Source organism: Bradyrhizobium sp. USDA 4486, from assembly GCF_054057995.1.
On sequence record NZ_JBSRZV010000001.1, the window covers coordinates 7,548,504 to 7,572,091 of the forward strand.

The following is a 23,588-nucleotide window of genomic DNA, read 5'->3' on the forward strand; positions in this document are numbered from 1 at the left end:
TCATGACTGTAGCGAAGCCCGCTTCACGGCCGACCGTGCCGCATTTCTCCTCCGGCCCCTGCGCCAAGCGCCCCGGCTGGAATGCCCAAAATCTCAAGGACGCAGCGCTCGGCCGTTCGCATCGCGCGAAGGTCGGCAAGACCAAGCTCAAGCTCGCGATCGATCTGACGCGCGAAGTGCTTGAAGTCCCCGCCGATTATCGCATCGGCATCGTGCCCGCGTCCGATACCGGCGCGGTCGAGATGGCGCTGTGGTCGCTGCTTGGTGCACGGCCCGTCACCACGCTCGCCTGGGAATCCTTCGGCGAGGGCTGGGTCAGCGACATCGTCAAGGAATTGAAGCTCAAGGACGTCACCAAGCTCAACGCTGCTTACGGTGAGATCCCCGACCTCTCCAAGGTGGACCCCGCGAGCGACGTCGTCTTCACCTGGAACGGCACCACCTCGGGCGTGCGCGTGCCGAACGCGGGCTGGATCAGCGCGACCCGCGAAGGCCTGACCATCTGCGATGCGACCTCGGCCGCGTTCGCGCAAGCCCTCGACTGGCCCAAGCTCGACGTCGTCACCTTCTCCTGGCAGAAGGCGCTCGGCGGCGAAGCCGCGCACGGCATGCTGATCCTCTCGCCGCGTGCCGTTGAACGGCTCGAGACCTACAAGCCGGCCTGGCCGCTGCCGAAGATCTTCCGCATGACCAAGGGCGGCAAGCTCAACGAAGGCATTTTCGTCGGCGAGACCATAAACACGCCGTCGATGCTCTGCGTCGAGGACTATCTCGATGCGCTGAACTGGGCCAAGTCGATCGGCGGCCTCAAGGCGCTGATCGCCCGCGCCGACGCCAACACCAAGGTGCTGGCCGACTGGAAGGCGAAGACGCCGTGGATCGACTTCCTCGCCAAGGACGCGTCGATCCGCTCCAATACCTCGGTGTGCCTGAAGTTCACCGATCCCGCGATCACCTCGCTCTCCGACGACGCGCAGGCGGAGTTCTCCAAGAAGCTGGTCGCCCTGGTCGAGAAGGAAGGCGCCGGCTACGATTTCGCCTATTACCGCGATGCGCCGGCGGGCCTGCGCATCTGGTGCGGCGCCACGGTGGAGGCCAAGGACGTCGAGCTGCTGACGCAGTGGATCGACTGGGCCTTTGCCGAGACCAAGGCGCAGCTCGCCAAGGCGGCCTAAGTTCTTACCCTCCCCTGGAGGGGGAGGGTCGACGCACCGGCGAGCATGATCCGGAAAAGTGGGTCCCCGGTTTTCCGACAAGATCATGCTCAAACAAGCAGGTGCGGCGGGGTGGGGTGATCTCTCCACGCGGCGCACCGGCAATTTTCTTTGTTGCAGCTTCACCCCACCCCGGCGCTTCGCGCCGACCCTCCCCCTCCAGGGGAGGGTGTGAAGGACAGATCCCCATGAGCAAACCCAAAGTTCTCATTTCCGACGCTCTGTCTCCCGCCGCCGTCCAGATCTTCAAGGACCGCGGCGTCGAGGTCGACTTCCAGCCCAACCTCGGCAAGGACAAGGACAAGCTCGCCGAGATCATCGGCAATTACGATGGCCTTGCGATCCGCTCCGCGACGAAAGCGACCGCAAAGATCCTGGAGAAGGCCACCAACCTCAAGGTGATCGGCCGCGCCGGCATCGGCGTCGACAATGTCGACATCCCCGCCGCGACGGCCAAGGGCATCATCGTGATGAACACGCCGTTCGGCAATTCGATCACGACCGCCGAGCACGCGATTACTCTGATGCTCGCGCTCGCCCGCGAGATCCCGCAGGCCGATGCTTCCACCCAGGCCGGCAAGTGGGAGAAGAACCGCTTCATGGGCGTCGAGATCACCGGCAAGGTGCTCGGCGTGATCGGCTGCGGCAATATCGGCTCGATCGTCGCCGACCGCGCGCTCGGCCTGCGCATGAAGGTGATCGCGTTCGACCCGTTCCTGTCGCCGGAGCGCGCCAAGGACATCGGCGTCGAGAAGGTCGAGCTCGACGACCTCTTGAAGCGCGCCGACTTCATCACGCTGCACACGCCGCTGACCGAGAAGACGAAGAACATCATCGACGCGGCCGCGATCGCCAAGATGAAGAAGGGCGTGCGCCTGATCAACTGCGCCCGCGGCGGCCTCGTCGACGAGCAGGCGGTGGTCGATGCGCTCAACTCCAAGCACATCGCCGGCGCCGCCTTCGACGTCTTCGTCGAGGAGCCCGCGACCTCGAACGTGCTGTTCGGCCATCCCAACGTGATCTGCACGCCGCATCTCGGCGCCTCCACCACGGAAGCGCAGGAGAACGTCGCGCTGCAGGTCGCCGAGCAGATGTCGGACTATCTGCTCACCGGCGCGATCTCGAACGCGGTCAACTTTCCCTCGATCACGGCGGAAGAGGCGCCGAAGCTCAAGCCCTTCATCGCGCTCGCCGGGAAGCTCGGCTCGTTCGCCGGCCAGCTCACCGAGTCCGGCATCCGCAAGGTCGAGATCACCTATGAGGGCCACGTCGCCGAGATGAAGATCAAGGCGATCACCTCGGCCGTGCTGTCGGGCCTGTTGCGGCCGATGCTGGGCGAGGTCAACGTGGTGTCGGCACCCGTGGTCGCCAAGGAGCGCGGCATGATCGTCGACGAGATCGTGCGCGCCGCGCAGAGCGACTATGAGAGCCTGATCACCGTCACCGTCGCTACCGAACGCCAGGAGCGCTCGGTGTCCGGCACCGTGTACCATGACGGCAAGCCGCGCCTCGTCGATGTCAAGGGCATCCGCATCGATGCCGAGTTCGGCAAGTCGATGATCTACATCACCAACGAGGACAAGCCGGGCTTCATCGGCAGGTTCGCAAGCCTGCTCGGCGACGCCAAGATCAATATCGCGACCTTCCATCTCGGCCGCGTCGCGCCCGGCAGCGATGCCATCGCGCTGGTCGAGGTCGACGGCGCAGTGCCGGCGGACCTTCTCGCCAAGGTGCAGGCCCTGCCGCAGGTCAAGCAGGCCAAGGCGCTGACGTTCTGACCCACCGTCATTCCGGGGCTCGCGAAGCGAGAACCCGGAATCTCGAGATTCCGGGTTCGATGCTCGCGCATCGCCCCGGAATGACGAGGATCATATATTCCGACCCACGGAACAACGCCGTCTCCTTCATCGGAGGCGGCGTTTTTGTTTTCCGCAGCCGGCTATCTCAGTGTACCAATGGCGCCAGGACGCTCCGTATCAGACGTTCGACAAGGGAGAAAACAATGCGTGAAGCCGTTATCGTTTCCTATGCACGCACGGGCCTCGCGAAATCCGGCCGCGGCGGGTTCAACATCACGCCGCCGATGTCGCTGGCGGCCCACGCCATCCATCACGCGGTCGACCGCGCCGGCGTCGAGAAGGATTATGTCGAGGACTGCTATCTCGGCAATTGCGCCCATGGCGCGCCGAACATCGGCCGTCAGGCCGCGCTGCTCGCAGGTCTGCCGAAGACCACCGCCGGCGTCTCGGTGAACCGGTTCTGCTCCTCGGGGCTGCAGACCATCGCGATGGCCGCCAACTCGATCCGCTCGGACGGCGCCGACTGCATCGTGGCCGGCGGCGTCGAGAGCATCTCGATCCCCGGCGGCGGCTCGCCGAAGGAATCGATCGATCCGGAGCTGCTGAAGGTCGCGCCCGACATCTTCATGGCGATGATCGATACCGCCGACATCGTCGCCGAGCGCTACAAGGTCAGCCGCGAATACCAGGACGAGTTCTCGCTGGAATCGCAGCGCCGCATGGCGGCGGCGCAGCAGGCGAACAAGTTCAAGGACGAGATCGTCCCGATGAAGACCAGGATGAAGGTCGTCGACAAGCAGACCAAGGCCGAGAGCATCGTCGACTACGTCGTCGACCGCGACGAATGCAACCGGCCTGACACCACGATGCAAGGCCTTGCAAAGCTCGAGCCGGTCAAGGGCCCCGGCAAGTTCGTCACCGCCGGCAACGCCAGCCAGCTCTCTGACGGTGCTGCCGCCGTGGTGCTGATGGAAGCCAAGGACGCCGAGAAGCGCGGCCTCAAGCCGCTCGGCCGCTTCGTCGCCTGGGCGACCGCCGGCTGCGAGCCCGACGAGATGGGCATCGGCCCGGTGTTCGCGATCCCGAAGCTCTTGAAGCGCACCGGCCTCAAGATCGACGACATCGATCTGTGGGAGCTCAACGAGGCCTTCGCGAGCCAGTGCCTCTATTGCCGCGACAAGCTCGAGATCGATCCGGCCAAGTACAACGTCAACGGCGGCTCGATCGCGATCGGCCATCCCTTCGGCATGACCGGCGCCCGGCTCACCGGCCATCTCCTCCAGGAAGGCGCCCGCCGCAAGGCGAAGTGGGGCGTCGTCACCATGTGCATCGGCGGCGGCCAGGGCGGCGCGGGGCTGTTCGAGATCTACAGCTGAGATCGCGCGATATGAATGCGAAAGGGCACGGTGTGAGCCGTGCCCTTTTTGTTGTGTGCCGAGTATGAACGACAGCTTGGAGGTGGAAGTCCTCTATCCAGCCTGATGGCGGCGAAGGATTAGCGAAGCGCAAGGGCGTCACCGCGAGGTGGGGTCTGAAGAAAGCGTGGAGCAAAGCCGCGGCCCGATGGACAAACACCGGATAACGAGGCCTACCCGGCCGGACGAGCGAGCAACTGATCGCGAAGTCCAGGGTCATCAAGGGTCGGGGTGGTAAATTCGGCGGGCGCGCGGTGAAGGCGGTCGGTCTTACCTCGGGAGGTCTGCGTTGTGTCCCGGCAACGGGACTGAGGTCGTCGTAAGGCGGCCCGACCGCAGCGCAGAAGTCAGCTGAGGGCATAGTAGGTGGCGTGTGCCGCCGAAGGCCCGAACGGTGGAAGTGGTTAGTAGAGCAACGATCTCGCGCGAGCCATGCGGCAGAAGAATCAGGTCGAACTGAACTTGGGCACCGGAGCAGGCGGTGAAGCCGCAAGCTCCGCCGCCGGAGAGACCGAAGCAAGCGCGGTGAGAGCCAGCCTCGAACGCCCGGCGGTCGCAGGACCGTCGATGGAAGTAGTCGTCGAGCGTGAGAATCTGCAAGCAGCATTGGCGCAAGTGAAGCGCAACAAGGGTGCGGCAGGCGTCGATGGGATGACCGTCGGCGAGCTATCGGCCTATCTGAAGGAGCACTGGCTCACGATCCGCGCCCAGTTGCTTGACGGCACCTATAAGCCACAGCCGGTGCGGCGGGTGGAGATACCGAAGGCGTCGGGCGGCCTGCGGCCGCTCGGCATCCCGACGGTGCTCGACCGCTTCATCCAGCAGGCGGTGATGCAGGTGTTGCAGGCAGATTGGGACGGAACGTTCTCCGAGGCGAGCTTCGGCTTCCGGCCGACCCGCTCGGCGCATCAGGCGGTGGAACGGGCGCAGACCTACATCGCATCCGGTTACGCCGTCGTCGTCGACATCGATCTGGAAAAGTTCTTCGACCGGGTCAACCACGACATCCTGATGGGGCTCATTGCCAAACGGGTCGCTGACAAGCGCCTCCTCAAGCTCATCCGTGGCTTCTTGACTGCGGGTGTGATGGAGGCAGGGCTGGTCAGCCCGACGGAGGAGGGTACGCCGCAAGGCGGACCGCTCTCGCCGCTGTTGTCGAACCTGATGCTGGATGTGCTGGACAAGGAACTGGAGAAACGCGGCCATCGCTTCGTGCGCTACGCCGACGACTGCAATATCTATGTACGCAGTCAGAAGGCGGGCGAGCGGGTGTTGGCCGGCCTCGAACGGTTCCTCGAAAAGCACCTCAAGCTCAAGATCAACAAGGCCAAGAGTGCGGTCGCCAAACCGAGCGTTCGCAAGTTCCTGGGCTTCAGCTTTACCGGCGGAAGTGAACCACCGCGACGGCGCATCGCGCCGCAGGCGCTCGCCCGCTTCAAGGTAAAAGTTCTGGAGCTGACGCGACGCACGTGCGGTCGAAGCCTCGTGCAGATTACCAAGGAGCTGTCAGCCTACCTGATCGGGTGGCGCGGCTACTTCGGCTTCTGCCAAACCCCGTCGGTGTTGCGCGTGCTTGACCGGTGGATCAGGCGGCGGCTGCGCGCCGTCGTCTGGAAGCAATGGAAGTATGGACCCGCTCGCTTCGCCGAGCTGCGACGCCGTGGCGTCGGCCGGGATCTGGCAGCGCAAACTGCCGGCGCCCCGCATGGCCCTTGGCGGCTCGCGAACAGCCCCGCGCTCGCCATTGCTCTGCCAAACAGCTTCTTCGCTTCGCTCGGCTTGGCTTCCGTCACGGGACAGTGGCCTGCATAATCCGCCGAACCGCCGTATACGGACCCGTATGTACGGTGGTGTGGGAGGGGAGGAGTCGCGAGACTCCCCCCTATCCCGATTGGGTGGTACTTCCTACGCCCCCGCCGCCAGCGGCGTGAACACGACTTCGATCAGCGTGCCCGAGCTGCCGGCACTCTTGATATTGAAGCGGGCGCGGTTGGCTTCGACCAGCGCTTTCGTCAGCGACAGGCTGAGCGCGGAACTGTCGGCGGCGTCGCCGGGCGGCGGCGTGCGGAACGGCTCCATCGCGGCGGCGAGCTCGCGCTCGGAGAGACCGTGGCCGGTGTCGCGGATGCGGAGCGCAATCTCGCCGCGGTCGGTCATCGCGGTGGAGACGATCACCTGGCCGCCGGCGCTGGCAAGGCGGATCGAGTTCGAGATCAGGTTCATGGTGATCTGCCGCATCGCGCGCGCATCGACTGTGACCTGCGGCAGCGCATGGCCGAGCGAGGTGCGGATGATGATGCGCTCGCGGTTGGCCTGCGGCTGCATCACCACGACGCAGGCCTCGACGAGGTCGTTGAGGTTGAGGTTGGCGAAATTGAGATCGAGCTTGCCGGTCTCGATCCGCGACAGCTCCAGCAGATCGTCGATGATGGCGATGACGCGCTCGCCGGAGGCGCGGATGTCCTTCAGGTATTCGCCGTAGCGCTCGTTGCCGAGCGCGCCGAAGCGCTCGGAGATCATCACCTCGGCAAAGCCGATGATGGCGTTGAGCGGGGTGCGGATCTCGTGGCTGATCCGCGCCAGCAGGTCGGCCTTGGCGTTGGCCGCGCCGTCGACGAGGCGGCGCGCCTGCGTCAACTCGCTCTCGCCCTTCTTGGCGTGCGAGAGGTCGCGGAACACGGCGAAGAAGTTCGGCCCGTCCGGCCGCGTGCGGCCCATGATCATCGCGAGCGGAATGACGCCGCCCTTCTTCTCGCGGCCCAGCACCTCGCGGCCGTGGTCGAGCAGGCTCGAAATGTCCTGGCTCTTGAGGCTTTGGAGATAGTCGATCACGACCTGCTGGCTCTCGGGCGCGAACAGGCTGACGAGGTTCTGCTCGAGCAGCGCCGCGCCGTCATAGCCGAACAGCGCCTCGGCGCTGCGGTTGCAGGCGTGGATGTTGCCTTCGGCATCGAACATGACGATGCCCTCGGCCGTAGTGTCGAGGATCGCGGCGAGATCTTCTGCGTCGGCATCGCCTGCTTCGGGCTCCGGCTCGACCGGGACCGTCGCGACCTGCTCGGCGACGACAGGCGCGATGGCGGCCTGCGGCAGGGCGCAGATCAGCGCATGCGCGCTGTCGCCGTCCCAGTCGATCGTGTGCAGATGCGCTTCGGTGGTCGCAAGCGGCGCCTCGCCATTGGCGATCGCCGCGCTGATTGTCACCGGCGTGCCGGCTTGCGAGGTGCTGCTCGCCGCGGACACGCCCGGCTCGACATAGAGCGCATCGAGCCCGCCGGCCTCCTCCAGCGCGTGGATACTGGTGTAGCCCATGCGCGCGAGGAAGGCGGGGTTGGCATAGAGAAGGCGGTCGAGGCGGTAGATCAAAATGCCCGTCGGCACGAGGTCGAGCAGCGCGCGGTCACGCATGCTGTGGCCGTACGCGGGCGGCGCGGGCTCGCGCAGCCATTGCGCCGGCGCGTGCGGCGCCTCGGGCTCGGCGAACGGCTGCGCGATCTCGGCGGCCGGCGGCTCGGCCGCACCGAGCGCCTCGCGCTCGCGTTCGAGCCGCTCGGAGAGTTGCCTCGCGAGCTCGTTGAACGCGCTGTTCTCGACCGGCGTCAGCGTCGGCGATCTGGCGTCGCCGGGCGGGCGGAACGGCACGACATTGGGCGGGGTTTCCAAAGGAGTTTCCAAGCGAGTTTCCGAGGGAATTTCCGAGGGCGTTTCCACTGGCATTTCCGGATCGGTTGGATGTGAATTCGCGTCGGGGGTGGGATCGGGCAGTTCGGCGACAGGCTCAGGCGTAGGTTCAGGCTCAGGTGCGGGCGGCTCGATCGGCGGCGGCGCGGCTGCTTCGGGCTCGATCTCAGGCTCGGCCTCAGCCGCGGCGGCATCGGCGGGCGCCTCGCGCGGCGCCATTGGTTCGACGAGCAGCTCGAAGCGGCGCAGCGCATCGAGCCGGTTGAGGCCGTCGAGATCGCGGCAGACGCCGAAGCCCCGGAAGCCGGCAAAGTTGCGGTCGCGGTCGTAGATCGGCAGGCCCGCAAGCTCGACCGGAATATGCTCGCCGCCATCGGCCGGCCAGTTCACGGTGATGCCGGCCCAGGTGTCGTGGCTCGCCAGCGCCTGCGCGACGCGGCCCTCCGGATCGAGCGAGAATTCTTCCGCGATCTCGCGCCAGGGCCGGCCGAAGGCTGCGGCGGTGTGCGCGCCCATCAGGCGGATGAATTCGTCCGAGCCGAGCACAAAGCGGCCTTCTGCATCCATCTGCCACAGGAAGCGCAGCGGATGCTGGCGCGGTGACGCTGGTGACGGCGACTCGCCCATGACTGATGTGATCGGCGCGGCTTGGGGCGGCACAATGGCTGCGGGGTGGTTTTCAACCGGAGTTTTGGCCGCGTTGTCCTGCGAGTCGTGGACGGGCTCCTCAGCCGCTTTGACCGCGTCCTGGATCGGCTCGATCTCTGCGGCCGCTTCGCGCGCAGCCGGCTCGGGCGAAGTCTCGATCGTATCGTCCACCGTCTCGATCGGCTCCGCGAAAGCATCGAACAGGTCGATACCGGCAGGCGCATCCTGCGCTGGCGGCGCTTCGCCCGGGATCTCGGCGGCCTGCTGCGCGGCTTGAACCGGCGCCTCCGGCACGCTTGCAGGCGCGCGCGCAGCCGCCGCCGCATGCTGCACAGCCGGCGCGATCAGCGCGACCAGCGCGACATCCCCTCCGGTGCCGACCCGTTGCAGCACCATCTTCCCGCTAGCGATCGCCGCCTCGGCGCGGCCGTATCTCAGCGCATCGCTGCGCGCTCGCGCGAGGCCGGCCTCCGAGAGATCGTGGCAGCCGAGCAGGGGACGGGCGGCTTCGCTGGCGCCGGCGAATAGTCCGTCGGGCGCGAACGCCGCCATCGGCACCTTGGCGCCGGCGACGAGGCGATGCAGCCGCTCGGTCAGCGGCATGCGCGTCGCGGCGTCCATCGCGGTGACAAGCACGCCGGAGCTGCCATCGGCAAAGTCGAGCCGCGCGCAGGCGCAGGTCATCAGCATGCCGAGCCTTGCGCCGAAACCTTGCAGCCGCTCCAGCCTGATAGCGCCGCCCATGGGCAGCCGCCGCGCCAGCCGTGCCACCTGGCGGCGATGGCTGTCGGCCGGGCCGAAGGTCTTTTCCGCCAGCGCTGCGGCGTGAGCCGCGCCGAAGAATTTTGCCCCGACCGGATTGGCCCACAGCACGCGGGCACCATCGATCGACCAGAGCCAGCTCGGCAATGGCGAGGTCGCGTGCACGGCCAGCCGGGGATCGCCGACGCCTCGCAACTGGAAATCCGAACTCGTCATCCGACCGGCTTTAAGTCCCGCATGTCTGTCTCAGGGGCAAGATCAAGGCCAAGACTGCCGGGAATGGCAGCCTTAAGAAAGTGTTACAGCATGATCCGGAAAAGCGCGAAGCGGTTTTCCGAAAAGATCATGCTGAAACAACGACCTAAAGCGCGTTGACACAATCTCATCGCGCCTGAGTATCGCCCGCAGGCGCGGGCAGGTCCACGGCCCCGGTCCGTGGGGGGCAGCCTAAAGCCGCGATAACCTTAATGTGGCTGAACCCGCAAGCCGTCCCCGGTTGCATGCGCAGGAATCCGCGATGGACGAGATCGTCAGCCCCGCCGGCATGCCCATCCTCCCCTGAAGGGGTCCGGGACGAGCGTAGCTCGCCCGTGGATCGGTTCGCATGCAATGCGAACCGAGGTGGGGTGACAGTATCTCCTCCGAGGCGGTGCCCGAGTGGAGAGATCACCCCACCCCGCTCGCGCTTCGCGCGATCGACCCTCCCCCTCCAGGGGAGGGTAGGCCGCGTCGTGGGGCGACCCGACCGAGATACTTTGCCGAACAGCAGAGCTGCCCCGGCATCAACGGTGCCCATCCTCCCCTGAAGGGGTCCGGGACGAGCGTAGCTCGCCCGTGGATCGGTTCGCATGCAATGCGAACCGAGGTGGGGTGACAGTCTCTCTTCATAGGCGGTGCCCGAGTGGAGAGACCACCCCACCCCGCTCGCGCTTCGCGCGATCGACCCTCCCCCTCCAGGGGAGGGTAGGCCGCGTCGTGGGGCGACCCGACCGAGATACTTTGCCGAACAGCAGAGCTGCCCCGGCATCACGGCTGCCCATCCTCCCCTGAAGGGGTCCGGGACGAGCGTAGCTCGCCCGCGGATCGGTTCGCATGCAATGCGAACCGAGGTGGGGTGACAGTATCTCCTCCGAGGCGGTGCCCGAGTGGAGAGATCACCCCACCCCGCTCGCGCTTCGCGCGATCGACCCTCCCCTCCAGGGGAGGGTAGGACGGCCGGCGTTCGCTAGTTATCAGCACCAAAATACCTCAACCCAGGGTTCCCCAACCTGGGAACCTCATCCTCCGAGATTAAATTTTCGCGCCGCTCCCGACATCGCATTGCGCTGCACAATGTTGACATGATGGGCAGCAATAGTGGCGGCGCTGGGCGAGCCATCTTCATTGTTTCGCGTTGCCAGTCTTTCGTACCCGCCGAATTGTGGCCTAGATCGGGGCCCGGCGGGCGCGCCAGAAGGCTCACTCCATTTTTCATTAGCGTGAGGGACCAACATGACAGGTGCGACTGATCCGTTTTCTGCCTCGATCATTCCGTTCGAGGTTCCTGAGCAGATGCGTGCGTTCGCCGAGAAGGGCGTGTCGCAGGCCCGCGAGAACTACGCCAAGTTCAAGGATGCCGCCGAGACCCATAACGGCACCGTCGAGGCCGTGTTCACCACCGCCAGCAAGGGCGCGAGCGAGTACACCGCCAAGCTGGTGGAGTTCATGAAGGCCAACACCTCGGCCTCGCTCGACTTCGCCCAGGAGCTGCTCGCCGCCAAGTCCCCCTCGGATGCGTTCACGCTGTGGACCGGCCACGCCCGCACCCAGCTCGAGACCTTCCAGGCCCAGGCCAAGGAGCTGGTCGAGCTCACCCAGCGCATCGCCAACGAGACCGCCGAGCCGATCAAGGCCAGCGCCTCGAAGTTCTACAAGCCCGCAGCCTGATCAAAACGGCGGATCGCACGTTTAAGACACCCGGGCCGCGAGGCCCGGGTTTTTCTTCACCTGTCGGGAGGAGAGGTCGGATCGCATCGAAGATGCGAGCCGGGCGAGGGGTTCTGGTCTCACGAGCCGACGCGGCGCCTCGATCCCTGACAGGCCGTCGAATTCTTGAGATTCGCCGCGTCGAGTGTGGTTTCCGCTGGTTTTTCGTCCGTTTGCGGCCTTGCCAAAAGCGGCCGTTGCACCTAGTTTCCGCCCCGTCCAGCCCCCTCAGGTGACCGGCCCTCCCAGGGCGCCCCAAGGCGCGGCTCGCAAGGATGCAGTTGTAGCTCAGTTGGTTAGAGCGCCTGTCTGTGGAACAGGAGGTCGGTGGTTCGAGCCCACCCAACTGTACCAATATCCGTTTCAATAATTTAGCTCTGTGCCTGCTCTGTTCGACCTGCTTGGGTTACCGAATTTAGGTAATCGCTGGTGCATGGCTTCGTGCTCGCTTCAATCTTGTTCGTATTCTTCGGCGTCCACTCGCAACCCGTAGCTGTGATCTAGTATCATCCCCAGCCAACAACCGTTGCAAGGGGAGCAGTATGGCGGGAGGCAAAATCGGTTTTGAGTACACGGGTATCGGCGCCCTGTTACGCAGTGGGCGTCTAACTGTGCCTCCCAATCAGCGTTCGTACGCGTGGGAAGAAGATCATGTACTTGACCTTTTCACTGATCTCTCAGGCGCGATCAAGGACGGCGATACCGATTATTTTCTGGGGACGGTCGTCCTGACGGGCGAAGGAGTGCCGGACGTCTCTGATGGTCAGCAGCGTCTAGCTACCACCTCCATCCTACTCGCCACGATACGCGACTATTTTCAGAAAGAGGGAAAGCCAAAGAAGGCGCGGCAAATCGATCAAGACTATCTACGCACGATCGACCTGAAAACGGATGAAACGAAACCGCGTCTTGGCCTCAATGCTGACGATCAGCAATTCTTCATCAACAATGTCCTTCTCGATGCCGAGGAACGGACCGAGGTCGCGCCGCACGAGAACTTGAGGGAGTCTAACCATCGCATTTTGCGCGCAGCTCAACTCGCTCGGCAGCATATCGGAAAAATAGTCGCCCCCTACAATCCCAAGGATGCCGAGGAAGTTCTCGTCCGTTGGGTCACTTTTCTCGACGAAAGCGCGAAGGTGGTAGTCGTGCGGGTCACCGACAGTGCTTTGACGTATCGCATGTTTGAGACGCTTAACGATCGTGGGCTTCGGGCTTCTCAAGCAGACCTGCTGAAGAATTACTTTTTCAGCAAGACAACCAAGATTGAGGAAGCCAATGCTCGATGGTCCTCGATTGCCGGCGCTGTAGAGTCAGTGGGTAGCGACGACCTACTTGTTACATATATACGTCACTTTTGGATCACGCAGCACGGCCCCACGAAGGAGAGAGAGCTGGCTGACAGCATCCGTAAGAAAATCTCTGGCGACCAGAAGACCAGAGACTTCTTACGGCAGCTTGATGAGGCTGCACCCGATTACGTGGCGCTATTCAACCCGGGTCACAGCAAATGGAATAAGTACAAGGGTGTCGTAAGAACATACGTGCAGAACATCGATCAGGATTTGAAGGTCGAGCAAATCCGTCCCCTCCTTTTCGCCGTGGCAAGGAAGTTTTCTCCTGAGGAAGCTGTCAAAGCACTCAAGATGCTTGTTAGCTGGTCGGTCCGGTTTTTGATTTCAGGAGGAAGAGGCGGTGTTCTGGATCGCAACTACTCGCTATGCGCCCACGAAATCGGAATTGGAAAAATTACAAAAGCTAAGCAGTTGCTCGCAGCGATGAAGGACCTGATCCCGAACGACGCCACATTTGAGGAGGATTTCAAGAAGGCGCGAGTGTCACAGGCGTTTTTGGCGCGTTACTATCTCCGAACTCTCGATCGCAAAATGCGAGGCGAAGATGAGCCGGAATACATTGCAAATCCAGAGTCCGACGTGATCAACCTGGAGCACGTAATGCCGAAAACGCCCAGCCAAGCTTGGAGGGTTGATCCCGAAGTTGCGGCAGCATGCGAGCGTCGTATCGGAAACATGGTTCTTCTTCAGGCGACGAAGAATGTTGCCGCAGGAAATTCGTCCTTCTCCGACAAGAAAAAGACCTACCAGCAATCCAATTTTCTCATCACCAAGGAGGTCGCCAAATCTTCTGCTTGGTCTCTAGAGCAAATAAACACACGACAAAGCAAACTCGCGAAAATAGCCGTTAAGACTTGGCCAATTGGGTAATTAAGCATTCAGGTGCGAACCGTTTGTCCACCGGCGCAAGTTAATGCGTATCAAGAACGGCAGCGAGTATTGTCGTTAGTGTATGCGCGAGCAGAATTACGGTGACAGTGCACTGATCCGGCGCGCGATCTGAAGCGCTGATCAAACGCCAATTTTGTGCACCCTCACCGTATTTCCTGCCGTTCCCTAACGGCTACTTCTTCGCCGTCTCAGGAAGCCAGACCACACTTGAACCGCTCCCCCATTATGCTTAAATGCCACTTGGCCGAACTTTCTGGGCATTTGGCGCGAGGCGGTTCGAGATGGGCAAGGGTCTTCGCACGAGCAAGGGCATCCGCGCCAGCAAGCGCAAGCCGGCAGCGCCTGAACGCTTGTCCGTCGCCGAGCCGGATCAGACCTATCAACCACAGGGCGGCGCGATGGTCGTACGCGGGCATTTCGATGCGGTCACGGGGCTTTCCACTGTTACCGATGCGCCTTTCGGGCTTGGCAGAAGTGCAGAGGATGAATTGCCCTCGGCCGAGCTGTTCAACGTCGTCATCGATGCCAACACCCTGTTTCGCATCGAGCCGGCGGCGCTCAAGCGCCTCGCCAATTACAGCGACGACGAAATCCACGCGCTCGTCGTGCCGAAGCGCACATTGGCGCGGCGGCTGTCGGATGGCGAGCCGTTGACGGTCGAGGAAACCGACAAGGCCGTACGGCTGGCGCGGGTCGACCGGCTGGCCGCGAACGTGTTCGGCGATGCGTCGAAGGCGCATCGCTGGCTGCGCAAGCCGAAGAAGGCGCTTCGCGGAGAAACGCCGCTGGCTTACCTCGCGACGGAGGCGGGCGCGCGCGTTGTCGAGGAGATGTTGCACCGGATCGATCACGGCATCCTCGCTTGAGGATTTGGCGTGAGGATCTGGCGGATTTCCAATTTCAGCGATCTGTCGGGAGTAGGTGGCCTGAAAGCCAGTGGCCGCTGGCATGATCGCGGACGGCACGCGGTCTACGCCGCGGATCATCCGGCTTCGGCGCTGCTCGAAGTGATGGTGCATCTCGAGATCGATTTCGAGGACTTGCCGACGACGTACCAGTTGCTCGGCATCGACGTGCCGGATGATCTCGCCGTCGAAACGGTGCACCTGACCGACATCGAGAAGATATCGAAGGATTGGGCCGGCGATCCCAGGGTGACGCGCGGTCTGCTGCGGCCGTGGTACGACCAGGCGCGCACGGCGATGGTCTCGGTGCCTTCAGTCATCATGCCGTTTGCGCAGAACTACATCATCAATCCCCGGCATCAGGATGCCGCGCGCATCCGCGTGTCGCATGTCGCCCGCTACCCCTATGACCTCAGGCTGTTCGGGCGCAGGACGGGAAATGCGTAACGCTGCTGCCCTATCTCACGCCATCACGATCACCACCACCGGCAACGTCGCCGCCGCCAGCAGCGTGCCCAGCGCCACCGCGCCCGACACCGGGTTCAACAGCCGCTGATACTGGGCCGCGAAGATGTAGGCGTTGGCGCCGGTCGGCATCGCCGCGAACAGCACGATGACGCCGGCAGCATTCGGCGGCAGGTTCAGCAGTTTTGCCAGCACGAACGCCGTCGCCGGCATCGCGATCAGCTTGAGCGCGCACATCACCAAGATGCTGAGCTTCTCGCCCTTCACCTCGAAGCGAAACAGGTTGATGCCGAGCGCGATCAAGGCTGCCGGCGATCCCGCCTGCGTGAGCAGCTCGATCGTCCTGTCGACGACCGCGTTGAGGCCGAGGCCGGTGAAGCGCCAGACCACGCCGAAGCCGATCGCCAGCATCAAAGGGTTGCGCAAGAGGTCTGCGAGCACGGGGCGGATCACCGATAGCGGCGAGCCGGTGCGCTTGCGGCTGACGAACTCCATCTGCAGGATGCCGCAGAGCCAGAGCAGCGGCGTGTTCACCGACAGGATCAGCGCCATCGGCCCCGCCGCCTCGTTGCCGAGTGCCGAGAGCACCAGCGGAATGCCGAGCATCACGATGTTGCCGTAGACCGAGCCGATCGCGAACACGACGCCGTCCTCGCGGTCGTCGCGCCGCGCGCGGAGCAGGGCCGAGAGCATCAGCGCCGCGATCCAGGTGAGCGCGAGCGCGCCGTAATAGGCGCCCCACATCCTGTAAGGGCTGACGTCGGGGAATTCCGACACGACGATGGTGCGGAATAGCAGCGCGGGGATCGCGATGCTGAAGGCGAATTCGCTGATGCCCTTGTGCGCGCTCTCCGAGACGAAGCGGAACAGCACCGACGCATAGCCCGCCGCGATCAGGGCGAACACCGGCGCGACGATCAATATGGTGGCCATGCGCCCCTCAACCTCACGGGGATATGGCCTCACCACCCCACGCGCCCTCGATGGTGCCATCATGCCCTTGTTTTGCCCGACGAGTCAAATGGATTTCGTAAAATCCGCAAATGTCGCGAATTCGTCAGGCGGCGCAGGGCCATGGCTACTGTGCATGGGGTTGTTTCGAATCTTTTTTGGCGGACCCCACTGCCGTCATCCCCCGCGAAGGCGGGGGATCCAGTACGCCGCGGCTCATCGAGCAACGTCAGGCGTCTCGGAGTACTGGGTCGCCCGGTCAAGCCGGGCGACGACAGCGCAAGACGGGGAGCCTCCCGCCGCTGTTGCCGAGAGCGCACAGCGGCCCGTTTTCGCTTCCCCCCTCGGTTGCCAACCAACCGCCGTTCACCCACTATTCTCTCCTGTTCGACATTGGGGGGGATCGATGCCGCTGCTTCGCTTCAGACAATCCGTGGCTGCTGCAGGCCTCGCGCTTGCCCTGGCCGTCCTGGTCCATCCAGGCTCTGGCTTTGCCTACACGCCGGAGCAGCAGCAGGCCTGCACGCCGGACGCGATGCGGCTGTGCGGCGAGTTCGTTCCGAACGTCGACGCCATCACCGCCTGCATGATCCAGAAGAAGTCGCAGCTCTCGCCGGAATGTGCGGTGTTCTTCCGCCGTGGGCCAGAGGGAGGCGAGGCGGCCACGCGGCGCGCCGGCAGGCCGGCCAACATCGCGCCAAAGACTGCGTCAAGGAGCGCCTCGACCACCGCGAAGAAGAAGCCGGCAAAGGCGAGCAAGAAGAAGAAAACCGACGAGGGCTGAGCGCGACCAGCGTTCCGCTTCTGAAATCGCGTGATGCCCGGGCGCCTGCCCGGGCATTTGCGTTCCGTCCTCCGATGGCAGGAGATGTGACGCAGCTCACATCGGGAAGGGGGCCGGTCCGGCCTCGGCCTCGCGACAGCCGCCGGACTCGTTTTGTTCGCGCAAGTCCCGCGCCGATTTGCGGTGATTACGAACGGCCGCGATGGAAAAGAGTCGCTGGAAGGTTTGCGCGGGCAGGTTGCATTGCGTTTTGCCCGCCACGCTGCTCAATAAGCGCACGAGCGCACGCGCCGCCCGCGTTTCATTGCACTTCGTGTCTCGTCGTGCTTGGCCGCGTGTTTGGCAGTGTGACTCAAAAGCCAACACGTCTTGTTATTTCGTGGCGGCGACGCAACTCCCGATAAATTTTTCTTTCACGAATCAGCGTCGTGATTCATTTTCGTGGCCTGGGGTCAATCTGGAGGCCGAAGGTATGAACGTTATTGTTTTTGCATCGCGTAAAGGCGGCTCGGGCAAGAGCACCCTGGCTGCACATCTCGCCGCGCAGATCAAGGCGACCAAGCCCATTCTGCTCGTCGATGCGGATCCGCAGGGCTCGCTCACGCTGTGGCACAAGCTGCGTGGCACCAACGAGCCGCCGATCAAGGCGGCGGTGAACTCTGTCAGCGGCATCGTCTCCGCTGCCAAGCGCGACGGTTATGAATGGGTGTTGATCGACACGCCGCCGAACCTCTCGGCCGTCGTCGATGACGCGATCAAGAATGCCACCATGGTTGTGATCCCGGCCCGTCCCGGCGTGTTCGACGTCAACGCGGTGCAGGAAACCATCCAGATGTGCCGTGCGGCGCGCAAGCCCTACGCGGTCGTGCTCAACGGTGCGCCGGCCAAGCGCGACGAAGCCGAAAGCCCGATCGTCACCATCGCCCGCGAGGCGCTGGCGAAATTCCGCGCTCCGGTGTGGGGCGGCCAGATCACCAACCGCTCGGATTTGCTGATGGCGCTCAGCCACGGCGAAGGCGCGCGCGAGTATCAGGCCGAGAGCCGCGCGGCTCAGGAGATCGCAAGGCTGTGGGCGGCGATCGAGCGTTCAGTGAAGGCTATTCGCGGCACGGCGTCGGCGTCCGGCGCAATGCACAAGCAGGCAGCATAATTTCACAATTCATTCCCCGGACGACAAACGCGCGGAGGTCCGCGCGTTTTGCGTTTCTGGGCTTCACTCGTCATTCCGCGATGGCGCGCAAGCGCCGGACCCGGAATCTCGAGATGAAGCTCACGCCACCATCAGCATGTAGAACACGATGACCGGCGACAGGGTCAGGATCACGGACCAGATGCCGACGGCCCAGAGAATGTCCTCGGTGGTAAAGCTCTGCTGCGTGGCGTCGTAATGCGACGCCGCCTCGTTATGATTATTCACAAACGCCCCCGCGATTTCTTCGCTTATGGGCGTGGACGATAGGCGGGATGTTTTAAGATTCCGCCCCGCAAGCTCCTGCGCTTTGCGAGCGCATCTGCCACCACGGATTAACCATTCGCGCCGCGCGCCGCCTTCAGGTCAGCCAGATCCGAAACAGCAGCACCGGCATCAGGCCGAGCACCACCGCCCAGAATCCGAACGACGACACCACGAGAATTCCCTGCAAGAGATCGGCGGGCGCGAACTGGCTCGCGGCCGTAGGCCGGTTGCGATTCCCCATTGGATATTCCCCCTTTGGTAGACTTTGAGGGAAACGATAGGACCGGAAGCGTAAACGAGACGTGGATGCACCATGCGGCGCCTGCGAAGGGAGTTCGCGCACGGTTAACCACGGCGCCTCTTACCCTCTCCCCTTGCGGGAGAGGGTGGCTCGCCGCGTAGCGGCGAGACGGGTGAGGGGTCTCTCTCCTCACGGGCAGTCTTGCGCGTGGACAGAGACCCCTCATCCGGCGCTTCGCGCCACCTTCTCCCACAAGGGGAGAAAGGCAGCGTCCTTGGGGAGAGCGTGACTACGCTGCGAGTTTCATCCGCCGCGCGATCTCGCGATCGATCGTGGCGGCGAGCTCGCTGCTCACCTCCACCATCGGCAGGCGCACTTCGGGGCTGTCGATCAGGCCACTGCGCCACAGCCAATACTTTGCCGGTGCAGGGCTCGGCTCGGCGAACAACAGCCGCGTCAGCTCCGCGACCTCATTCCAGCGCGCCTGCGCCGCGTCGTGATTGCCGCGCTGGTGCTCGCTGTAGATCGCCGCGAACGTCGCGGTCTCGACATGGGCGGACAGCACGATGCCGCCGTCGGCGCCGTCGGTGAGCGCGTCGAGATAGTTGGCGTCCTCGCCGGTCAGCACCCGAAAGCCCTTCGGGCGGTCGCGCAGCAGCGCGATCGATTGCTCGCGGCTCGCGCCGCAATCCTTGAGGCCGACGATGTTTTGATGCTCGGCAAGCCGCAGCATGGTCTGGTTGGTGATGTTGACCGCGCAGCGGTAGGGGATGTTGTAGAGCGCGAGCGGCCAGGCGGCGTGATCGGCCAGCGCCTCGAAATGCGCTGACAAGCCGCGCTGCGACGGCCGCACGTAATAGGGGCTCGCGATCAAATAGCCGTCGATCGGCCAGTCCGCGGTCTCGTCGAGCCGATCCTTCAGCCGCGCCGTGTCCGCGCCCGACAGGCCGAGCCAGATCGGGATGCTGCGGCGGCCCGCCGCCATCTCCTCGCGCACCACGGCGACGAGGCGCTCGAGCTCGGCCTCGCGCAAGGTCATGCCTTCACCGGAGGTCGCCCCCAGGATGAAACCATCGACAGCCTGTCCGCAATAGCGCCGGGTCAGCCGCCGCAGCGAGGCCTCGTCGAGCTGGCCGTCCTGAAACGGCGTCACCAGCGGCAGCCACAGCCCGTGCAATTGATCGCGTAGTCCGGTCATGTTCCATCTCCTTCTCGGGAAAAAACCTGAGACGGAGGGCACATGAAAAAACCCCGTCCAGGTGGCGGGGTTTTCGGGATTGTCGCGATGACGAAGTCAGCCTAGCGCGCGCAAGATTCCGAGGTCCCCGGCTGGGGGCCTTTTTTTCGAAACCAGGGCGCACGACTTTGTGATCATGGGCAAATGATGCGGGGTATGCCTGGAACTGTCAATACACGCGGAGGGCGAAAGCCGAATGATGCGAAAAAAAGCCGGACCCGAACGGGCCCGGCTTAGGTATTGGCCACGTGAGGCCGACACAATCACCTTCCAAGAGGGATTACTGAACTCCCGCGCCACTGGAGGAGGGGGACAAATGCGCAACGCGAAGGCTCAGCGTGCAATCAGTATGGGCTTCTCCAGCGCCATGCAGCAACAGCCGAGGCCGCATGTCAGACATGCGGAAATCAGGACGGCCAGCGCTGCGCCTTGCTCACCACGAAGTCGCGGAACACCTGCACGCGCGCGACCGTCTTCAACTCCTCGGGATAGACGAAATAGGTGTCGAGCTGGATCGAATCGGACTCGCCGAACAGTTGCACGAGGCGGCTCTGTTCCTCGACGAGATAATCCGGCAGCGCGGCGATGCCGAGGCCCTGCTGGCAGGCGCGGACGAGACCGAGGATGTTGTTGACCTTGAAATAGGCCTCGCGCGGACCCGAGCCGTTGCGCGCAGCTTCGACCAGCCAGTTGCGGTTCTGAAGATGCGGCGCGAAGTTGCCGTCGGAGAGCGTGATGATGCGATGGGAGTCGAGTTCCTCCAGCGTGCGCGGCGTGCCGAAGCGCTTGATGTATTCCGGCGAGCAATAGGCGTGGAAACCCATCGCGAACAGCTTGCGCTGGATGAGGTCCGGCTGCGTCGGCTTGCGGGTGCGGATCGCGACGTCCGCCTCGCGCATGGACAGGTCGAGCTCCTCGTCGGTGACGATCAGCGAGATCCGGATCTCCGGATAGAGCGCGGTGAACTCGCCGAGCCGCGGGATCAGCCAGTTGATCCCGACGCCGGGCGTGGTGGTGATCTTGAGATCGCCGCTCGGCCGCTCGCGGCTGTCGGTCAGCTTGGCGCGCGCCGCCTGCAGCTGCATGAACACGTCATGCGCGGTGCGGAACAACAGGTCGCCCTGCTCGGTGAGGATCAGGCCGCGGGCATGGCGATGGAACAGCGAGACCGAGAGTTCCTGCTCCAGCGCCGAGACCTGGCGCGAGACCGCCGATTGCGACAGGCCGAGCTGCTCGCCCGCATGCGTGAAGCTGCCTGCTTCCGCCGCCGCGTGAAACACCTTCAGCTTGTCCCAGTCCATGTCTGTAAATCCGTCGCGTGTTCGAGGCATGATCGTTATTCCGCTGCCGCGCGCTCGCTGGCGCGCAGGGACAAGAATCGTTCGGCTTCCAGAGCTGCCATGCAGCCGAGGCCCGCGGCGGTGACCGCCTGGCGGTAGGTCTCGTCGGCGACGTCGCCGGCGGCGAACAGGCCCGGCACCGAAGTCGCGGTCGAGTTCGGGGCGACCTCGACATAGCCCGACGGTTTCAGCTTGACCTGGTCTTTCACGAGCTCGGTCGCCGGCGCATGGCCGATGGCGATGAAGACGCCGTCGGTCTTCACCTCCGTGAGGGCGCCGGTCCTGACGTTCTTGAGGCGCACATGGGTGACCTTGTTCGGGTTCTCGGTGCCGCAGATCTCGTCGACCGCGGAATCCCAGATCACCTTGATCTTCGGATGCTTGAACAGACGCTCCTGCAGGATCCGCTCGGCGCGGAAATGATCGCGGCGATGCACGATGGTGACCTGCGAAGCGTGGTTGGTGAGATACAGGGCTTCCTCGACCGCGGTGTTGCCGCCGCCGACCACCATGACGTCCTTGTTGCGGTAGAAGAATCCGTCGCAGGTGGCGCAGGCCGAGACGCCGCCGCCCTGGAACTTCGCCTCGGACGGCAACCCGAGCCAGCGCGCCTGCGCGCCAGTGGCGAGAATCACGCTATCGGCGAGATAGACGTCGCCCGAGTCGCAGGTCAGGCGGAACGGCCGCTGGGAGGTGTCGAGCTTGATCACCAGATCGGAGACGATGCTGGTGCCGACATGCACCGCCTGCTTCTCCATCTGTTCCATCAGCCAGGGGCCCTGGATCACGTCGGCGAAGCCCGGATAGTTCTCGACGTCGGTGGTGATGGTGAGCTGGCCGCCCGGCTGGATGCCCTGGATCAGGATCGGCTCAAGCATCGCCCGCGCGGCGTAGATCGCCGCGGTGTAGCCGGCGGGCCCGGAGCCAATGATGACGACCTTTGCATGAACAGGAGCGGACATTTCGATGGACGCCTTTCACGGGGGATTTGCAGCGCGGGCGCGGAACGTGCCGGGAGGCCTTGCGGAGGCGCTGAAATATCAGAGCTAATCTAAGCCTTCTGGTGAGCCATGCAAGAATTGCATTCCCTGTCGGCGGATTTTTCCAACACGGAACAAAAGTCGATCGCGCTGCACGCGCAATAAAATTGCGCTGGCCGCGCGGACTGGGTATGAGGATTGCGACAAACCACCCAATACCGCTGCAAAGGCCAGGAGTTCCAATCACGTGTCGCGGAACCTAGACGAGATCGACCTGAAAATTCTCACCGAAATCCAGGCCGACGGTCGAATCACGAATGTCGAGCTGGCCAAGCGGGTTGGCATCTCGCCGCCGCCGTGCCTGCGCCGGGTCCGGACTCTGGAGGAGGAGGGCTACATCCACGGCTATCGCGGCCTGCTCGACGCCCGCAAGCTCGGCTTCGACGTCACCGTGTTCGCCGCCGTGCACCTCTCCAGCCAGGCCGAGGCGGATTTGCGCGCCTTCGAGGAATTCGTCCGCGCCGAGCCCCTGGTGCGGGAATGCTGGATGCTGTCGGGCGAGGTCGATTTCATCCTGAAATGCGTCGCGCCCGACATGGCGACCTTCCAGGATTTCGTGACGCACCTCACCGCCGCCCCGCACGTGCGCAACGTGCGGACGTCACTGGTGCTGCACAATTCGAAATACGAGGCGGCGGTGCCGCTGGATGTGAAGGGGCGGAGGTAGCGCCCATCCGTCATTGCGAACGGAGCGAAAGCAATCCAGAGTCTTCCTGAGGCGAGCACGGGCCCTGACATCCACGCAAATGCCGAAGAAAAAGGGCCGCGCATCGCGCGGCCTTTTTCGAAACGTCGGCAGGCGCCGCCGCAAATCCCTACCGCCACTCCACCTTGGTGATCTCATACGCCTTGGCGCCGCCGGGCGTATTCACCTCGACGGAGGCGCCCTTCTTCTTGCCGATCAGCGCGCGGGCAAGGGGCGAGGTGATGGAGATGCGGCCCTTCTTGGCATCGGCCTCGACCTCGCCGACGATCTGCCACACCGTCTTCTTCTCGGTGTCCTCGTCGACCAGCGTCACAGTGGCGCCGAACTTGATGGTGTCGCCGGAGAGCTTCGAGATGTCGATGATGTCGGCGCGCGCGAGCTTGTCCTCGAGCTCAGCGATGCGGCCCTCGTTGTGCGACTGCTCTTCCTTCGCGGCATGATATTCCGCGTTCTCCGACAGGTCTCCGTGCGAGCGCGCCTCGGCGATATGCTCGATGATCCGCGGACGGTCCACGGACTGGCGCTGCTTCAATTCTTCCCCGAGCGCGACAAAGCCGGCCTGGGTCATCGGAACCTTTTCCATCTCTTCTCTCGTCCTTCGGCTTCGCGCCCCCGAAACGGAGGGCGCGGTAACCTTGATTCGTCGCAATGTCCGGGGCGGAGCACGCGGCCACCGGAGGGTTATGTGGGTCTGGCGCCGGAACAGAACAACCACATGGCCGGACAGTTCCTC

19 protein-coding genes and 1 tRNA gene are annotated in these 23,588 nt (G+C 64.0%); 12 read left to right on the forward strand and 8 right to left on the reverse strand.

Annotated elements, in window-relative coordinates; genetic code table 11:
* Window positions 1-2 precede the first annotated feature (2 nt).
* The 4 genes from ACVWY3_RS35715 to ltrA all read left to right on the forward strand — a co-directional run bounded on the left by ACVWY3_RS35715 (window position 3) and on the right by ltrA (window position 6,240).
* Window positions 3-1,175: a phosphoserine transaminase gene (locus ACVWY3_RS35715; RefSeq protein ID WP_456842642.1), complete on the forward strand. Its 1,173-nt coding sequence runs from the start codon at window positions 3-5 to the stop codon at window positions 1,173-1,175.
* A gap of 227 nt (window positions 1,176-1,402) precedes the next feature.
* The gene (serA, locus tag ACVWY3_RS35720; RefSeq protein WP_456842643.1) at window positions 1,403-2,992 is read left to right on the forward strand and encodes a phosphoglycerate dehydrogenase; all 1,590 of its coding nucleotides are present in this window, start codon (window positions 1,403-1,405) and stop codon (window positions 2,990-2,992) included.
* A gap of 224 nt (window positions 2,993-3,216) precedes the next feature.
* Window positions 3,217-4,389 (forward strand): thiolase family protein, encoded by a 1,173-nt coding sequence (locus ACVWY3_RS35725; RefSeq protein ID WP_456842644.1) that lies wholly within the window; start codon window positions 3,217-3,219, stop codon window positions 4,387-4,389.
* Between the two features lie 471 nt (window positions 4,390-4,860).
* Window positions 4,861-6,240: a group II intron reverse transcriptase/maturase gene (ltrA, locus tag ACVWY3_RS35730; RefSeq protein ID WP_456837647.1), complete on the forward strand. Its 1,380-nt coding sequence runs from the start codon at window positions 4,861-4,863 to the stop codon at window positions 6,238-6,240.
* Window positions 6,241-6,333: 93 nt separating this feature from the next.
* Here ltrA and ACVWY3_RS35735 read toward each other — a convergent pair whose 3' ends face one another.
* Window positions 6,334-9,735, reverse strand: coding sequence for a PAS domain S-box protein (locus ACVWY3_RS35735; RefSeq protein WP_456842645.1), 3,402 nt, complete (start codon window positions 9,733-9,735; stop codon window positions 6,334-6,336).
* Window positions 9,736-11,010: 1,275 nt separating this feature from the next.
* Here ACVWY3_RS35735 and ACVWY3_RS35740 point away from each other — a divergent pair.
* The 5 genes from ACVWY3_RS35740 (at window position 11,011) to ACVWY3_RS35760 (ending at window position 15,082) form a co-directional block, all read left to right on the forward strand.
* On the forward strand, window positions 11,011-11,445 hold the full coding sequence (locus ACVWY3_RS35740) for a phasin (protein WP_456842646.1): 435 nt from the start codon (window positions 11,011-11,013) through the stop codon (window positions 11,443-11,445).
* Between the two features lie 316 nt (window positions 11,446-11,761).
* Window positions 11,762-11,838: transfer RNA gene (locus tag ACVWY3_RS35745), tRNA-His, on the forward strand.
* 188 nt (window positions 11,839-12,026) lie between these two features.
* Window positions 12,027-13,709, forward strand: a complete 1,683-nt coding sequence (locus ACVWY3_RS35750) for a DUF262 domain-containing protein (RefSeq protein ID WP_456842647.1) — start codon at window positions 12,027-12,029, stop codon at window positions 13,707-13,709.
* Between the two features lie 302 nt (window positions 13,710-14,011).
* Window positions 14,012-14,596: a type II RES/Xre toxin-antitoxin system antitoxin gene (gene parS / locus ACVWY3_RS35755; RefSeq protein ID WP_456842648.1), complete on the forward strand. Its 585-nt coding sequence runs from the start codon at window positions 14,012-14,014 to the stop codon at window positions 14,594-14,596.
* Window positions 14,597-14,605: 9 nt separating this feature from the next.
* On the forward strand, window positions 14,606-15,082 hold the full coding sequence (locus tag ACVWY3_RS35760) for an RES family NAD+ phosphorylase (protein ID WP_456842649.1): 477 nt from the start codon (window positions 14,606-14,608) through the stop codon (window positions 15,080-15,082).
* 15 nt (window positions 15,083-15,097) lie between these two features.
* Here the strand turns inward: ACVWY3_RS35760 and ACVWY3_RS35765 are convergent, their stop codons facing one another.
* Entirely contained in the window at window positions 15,098-16,033 is a 936-nt protein-coding gene (locus tag ACVWY3_RS35765; RefSeq protein ID WP_456842650.1) for an AEC family transporter, read from the reverse strand.
* Between the two features lie 424 nt (window positions 16,034-16,457).
* Between ACVWY3_RS35765 and ACVWY3_RS35770 the strand changes: the two genes are divergently transcribed.
* Complete coding sequence (locus ACVWY3_RS35770; protein WP_456842651.1) at window positions 16,458-16,835, forward strand: hypothetical protein; 378 nt, start codon at window positions 16,458-16,460, stop codon at window positions 16,833-16,835.
* A 472-nt stretch (window positions 16,836-17,307) separates the two neighbouring features.
* Complete coding sequence (locus ACVWY3_RS35775; RefSeq protein WP_235547902.1) at window positions 17,308-17,985, forward strand: ParA family protein; 678 nt, start codon at window positions 17,308-17,310, stop codon at window positions 17,983-17,985.
* Between the two features lie 120 nt (window positions 17,986-18,105).
* Here the strand turns inward: ACVWY3_RS35775 and ACVWY3_RS35780 are convergent, their stop codons facing one another.
* From ACVWY3_RS35780 to trxB, 5 genes are all read right to left on the reverse strand, one after another.
* Window positions 18,106-18,252 (reverse strand): hypothetical protein, encoded by a 147-nt coding sequence (locus ACVWY3_RS35780; RefSeq protein ID WP_456842652.1) that lies wholly within the window; start codon window positions 18,250-18,252, stop codon window positions 18,106-18,108.
* Between the two features lie 133 nt (window positions 18,253-18,385).
* The gene (locus ACVWY3_RS35785) at window positions 18,386-18,532 is read right to left on the reverse strand and encodes a hypothetical protein (RefSeq protein ID WP_283084047.1); all 147 of its coding nucleotides are present in this window, start codon (window positions 18,530-18,532) and stop codon (window positions 18,386-18,388) included.
* A 289-nt stretch (window positions 18,533-18,821) separates the two neighbouring features.
* On the reverse strand, window positions 18,822-19,730 hold the full coding sequence (locus ACVWY3_RS35790) for a 4-hydroxy-tetrahydrodipicolinate synthase family protein (RefSeq protein ID WP_456842653.1): 909 nt from the start codon (window positions 19,728-19,730) through the stop codon (window positions 18,822-18,824).
* 446 nt (window positions 19,731-20,176) lie between these two features.
* Window positions 20,177-21,100 (reverse strand): LysR family transcriptional regulator, encoded by a 924-nt coding sequence (locus ACVWY3_RS35795; protein ID WP_027563737.1) that lies wholly within the window; start codon window positions 21,098-21,100, stop codon window positions 20,177-20,179.
* 5 nt (window positions 21,101-21,105) lie between these two features.
* Window positions 21,106-22,071: a thioredoxin-disulfide reductase gene (gene trxB, locus ACVWY3_RS35800; protein ID WP_456842654.1), complete on the reverse strand. Its 966-nt coding sequence runs from the start codon at window positions 22,069-22,071 to the stop codon at window positions 21,106-21,108.
* A gap of 265 nt (window positions 22,072-22,336) precedes the next feature.
* Here trxB and ACVWY3_RS35805 point away from each other — a divergent pair, with 265 nt between their 5' ends.
* Entirely contained in the window at window positions 22,337-22,816 is a 480-nt protein-coding gene (locus ACVWY3_RS35805; RefSeq protein ID WP_200498109.1) for an Lrp/AsnC family transcriptional regulator, read from the forward strand.
* 148 nt (window positions 22,817-22,964) lie between these two features.
* On the opposite strand, the gene greA is transcribed toward ACVWY3_RS35805, so the two are convergent.
* A complete protein-coding gene (gene greA / locus ACVWY3_RS35810; protein ID WP_027563740.1) occupies window positions 22,965-23,438 on the reverse strand; it encodes a transcription elongation factor GreA in 474 nt (157 codons plus the stop codon).
* Window positions 23,439-23,588: the final 150 nt, after the last annotated feature.

Coding starts and splice junctions, on each gene's coding strand:
- ACVWY3_RS35770 (WP_456842651.1), top strand. CDS start 16,458: ATGCCGCTGCTTCGCTTCAGACAATCCGTGGCTGCTGCAGGCCTCGCG.
- ACVWY3_RS35735 (WP_456842645.1), bottom strand. CDS start 9,735: ATGACGAGTTCGGATTTCCAGTTGCGAGGCGTCGGCGATCCCCGGCTG.
- greA (WP_027563740.1), bottom strand. CDS start 23,438: ATGGAAAAGGTTCCGATGACCCAGGCCGGCTTTGTCGCGCTCGGGGAA.
- serA (WP_456842643.1), top strand. CDS start 1,403: ATGAGCAAACCCAAAGTTCTCATTTCCGACGCTCTGTCTCCCGCCGCC.
- ltrA (WP_456837647.1), top strand. CDS start 4,861: ATGCGGCAGAAGAATCAGGTCGAACTGAACTTGGGCACCGGAGCAGGC.
- trxB (WP_456842654.1), bottom strand. CDS start 22,071: ATGTCCGCTCCTGTTCATGCAAAGGTCGTCATCATTGGCTCCGGGCCC.
- ACVWY3_RS35740 (WP_456842646.1), top strand. CDS start 11,011: ATGACAGGTGCGACTGATCCGTTTTCTGCCTCGATCATTCCGTTCGAG.
- ACVWY3_RS35715 (WP_456842642.1), top strand. CDS start 3: ATGACTGTAGCGAAGCCCGCTTCACGGCCGACCGTGCCGCATTTCTCC.
- ACVWY3_RS35785 (WP_283084047.1), bottom strand. CDS start 18,532: ATGGGGAATCGCAACCGGCCTACGGCCGCGAGCCAGTTCGCGCCCGCC.
- ACVWY3_RS35750 (WP_456842647.1), top strand. CDS start 12,027: ATGGCGGGAGGCAAAATCGGTTTTGAGTACACGGGTATCGGCGCCCTG.
- ACVWY3_RS35790 (WP_456842653.1), bottom strand. CDS start 19,730: ATGACCGGACTACGCGATCAATTGCACGGGCTGTGGCTGCCGCTGGTG.
- ACVWY3_RS35775 (WP_235547902.1), top strand. CDS start 17,308: ATGAACGTTATTGTTTTTGCATCGCGTAAAGGCGGCTCGGGCAAGAGC.
- ACVWY3_RS35725 (WP_456842644.1), top strand. CDS start 3,217: ATGCGTGAAGCCGTTATCGTTTCCTATGCACGCACGGGCCTCGCGAAA.
- ACVWY3_RS35765 (WP_456842650.1), bottom strand. CDS start 16,033: ATGGCCACCATATTGATCGTCGCGCCGGTGTTCGCCCTGATCGCGGCG.
- parS (WP_456842648.1), top strand. CDS start 14,012: ATGGGCAAGGGTCTTCGCACGAGCAAGGGCATCCGCGCCAGCAAGCGC.
- ACVWY3_RS35795 (WP_027563737.1), bottom strand. CDS start 21,100: ATGCCTCGAACACGCGACGGATTTACAGACATGGACTGGGACAAGCTG.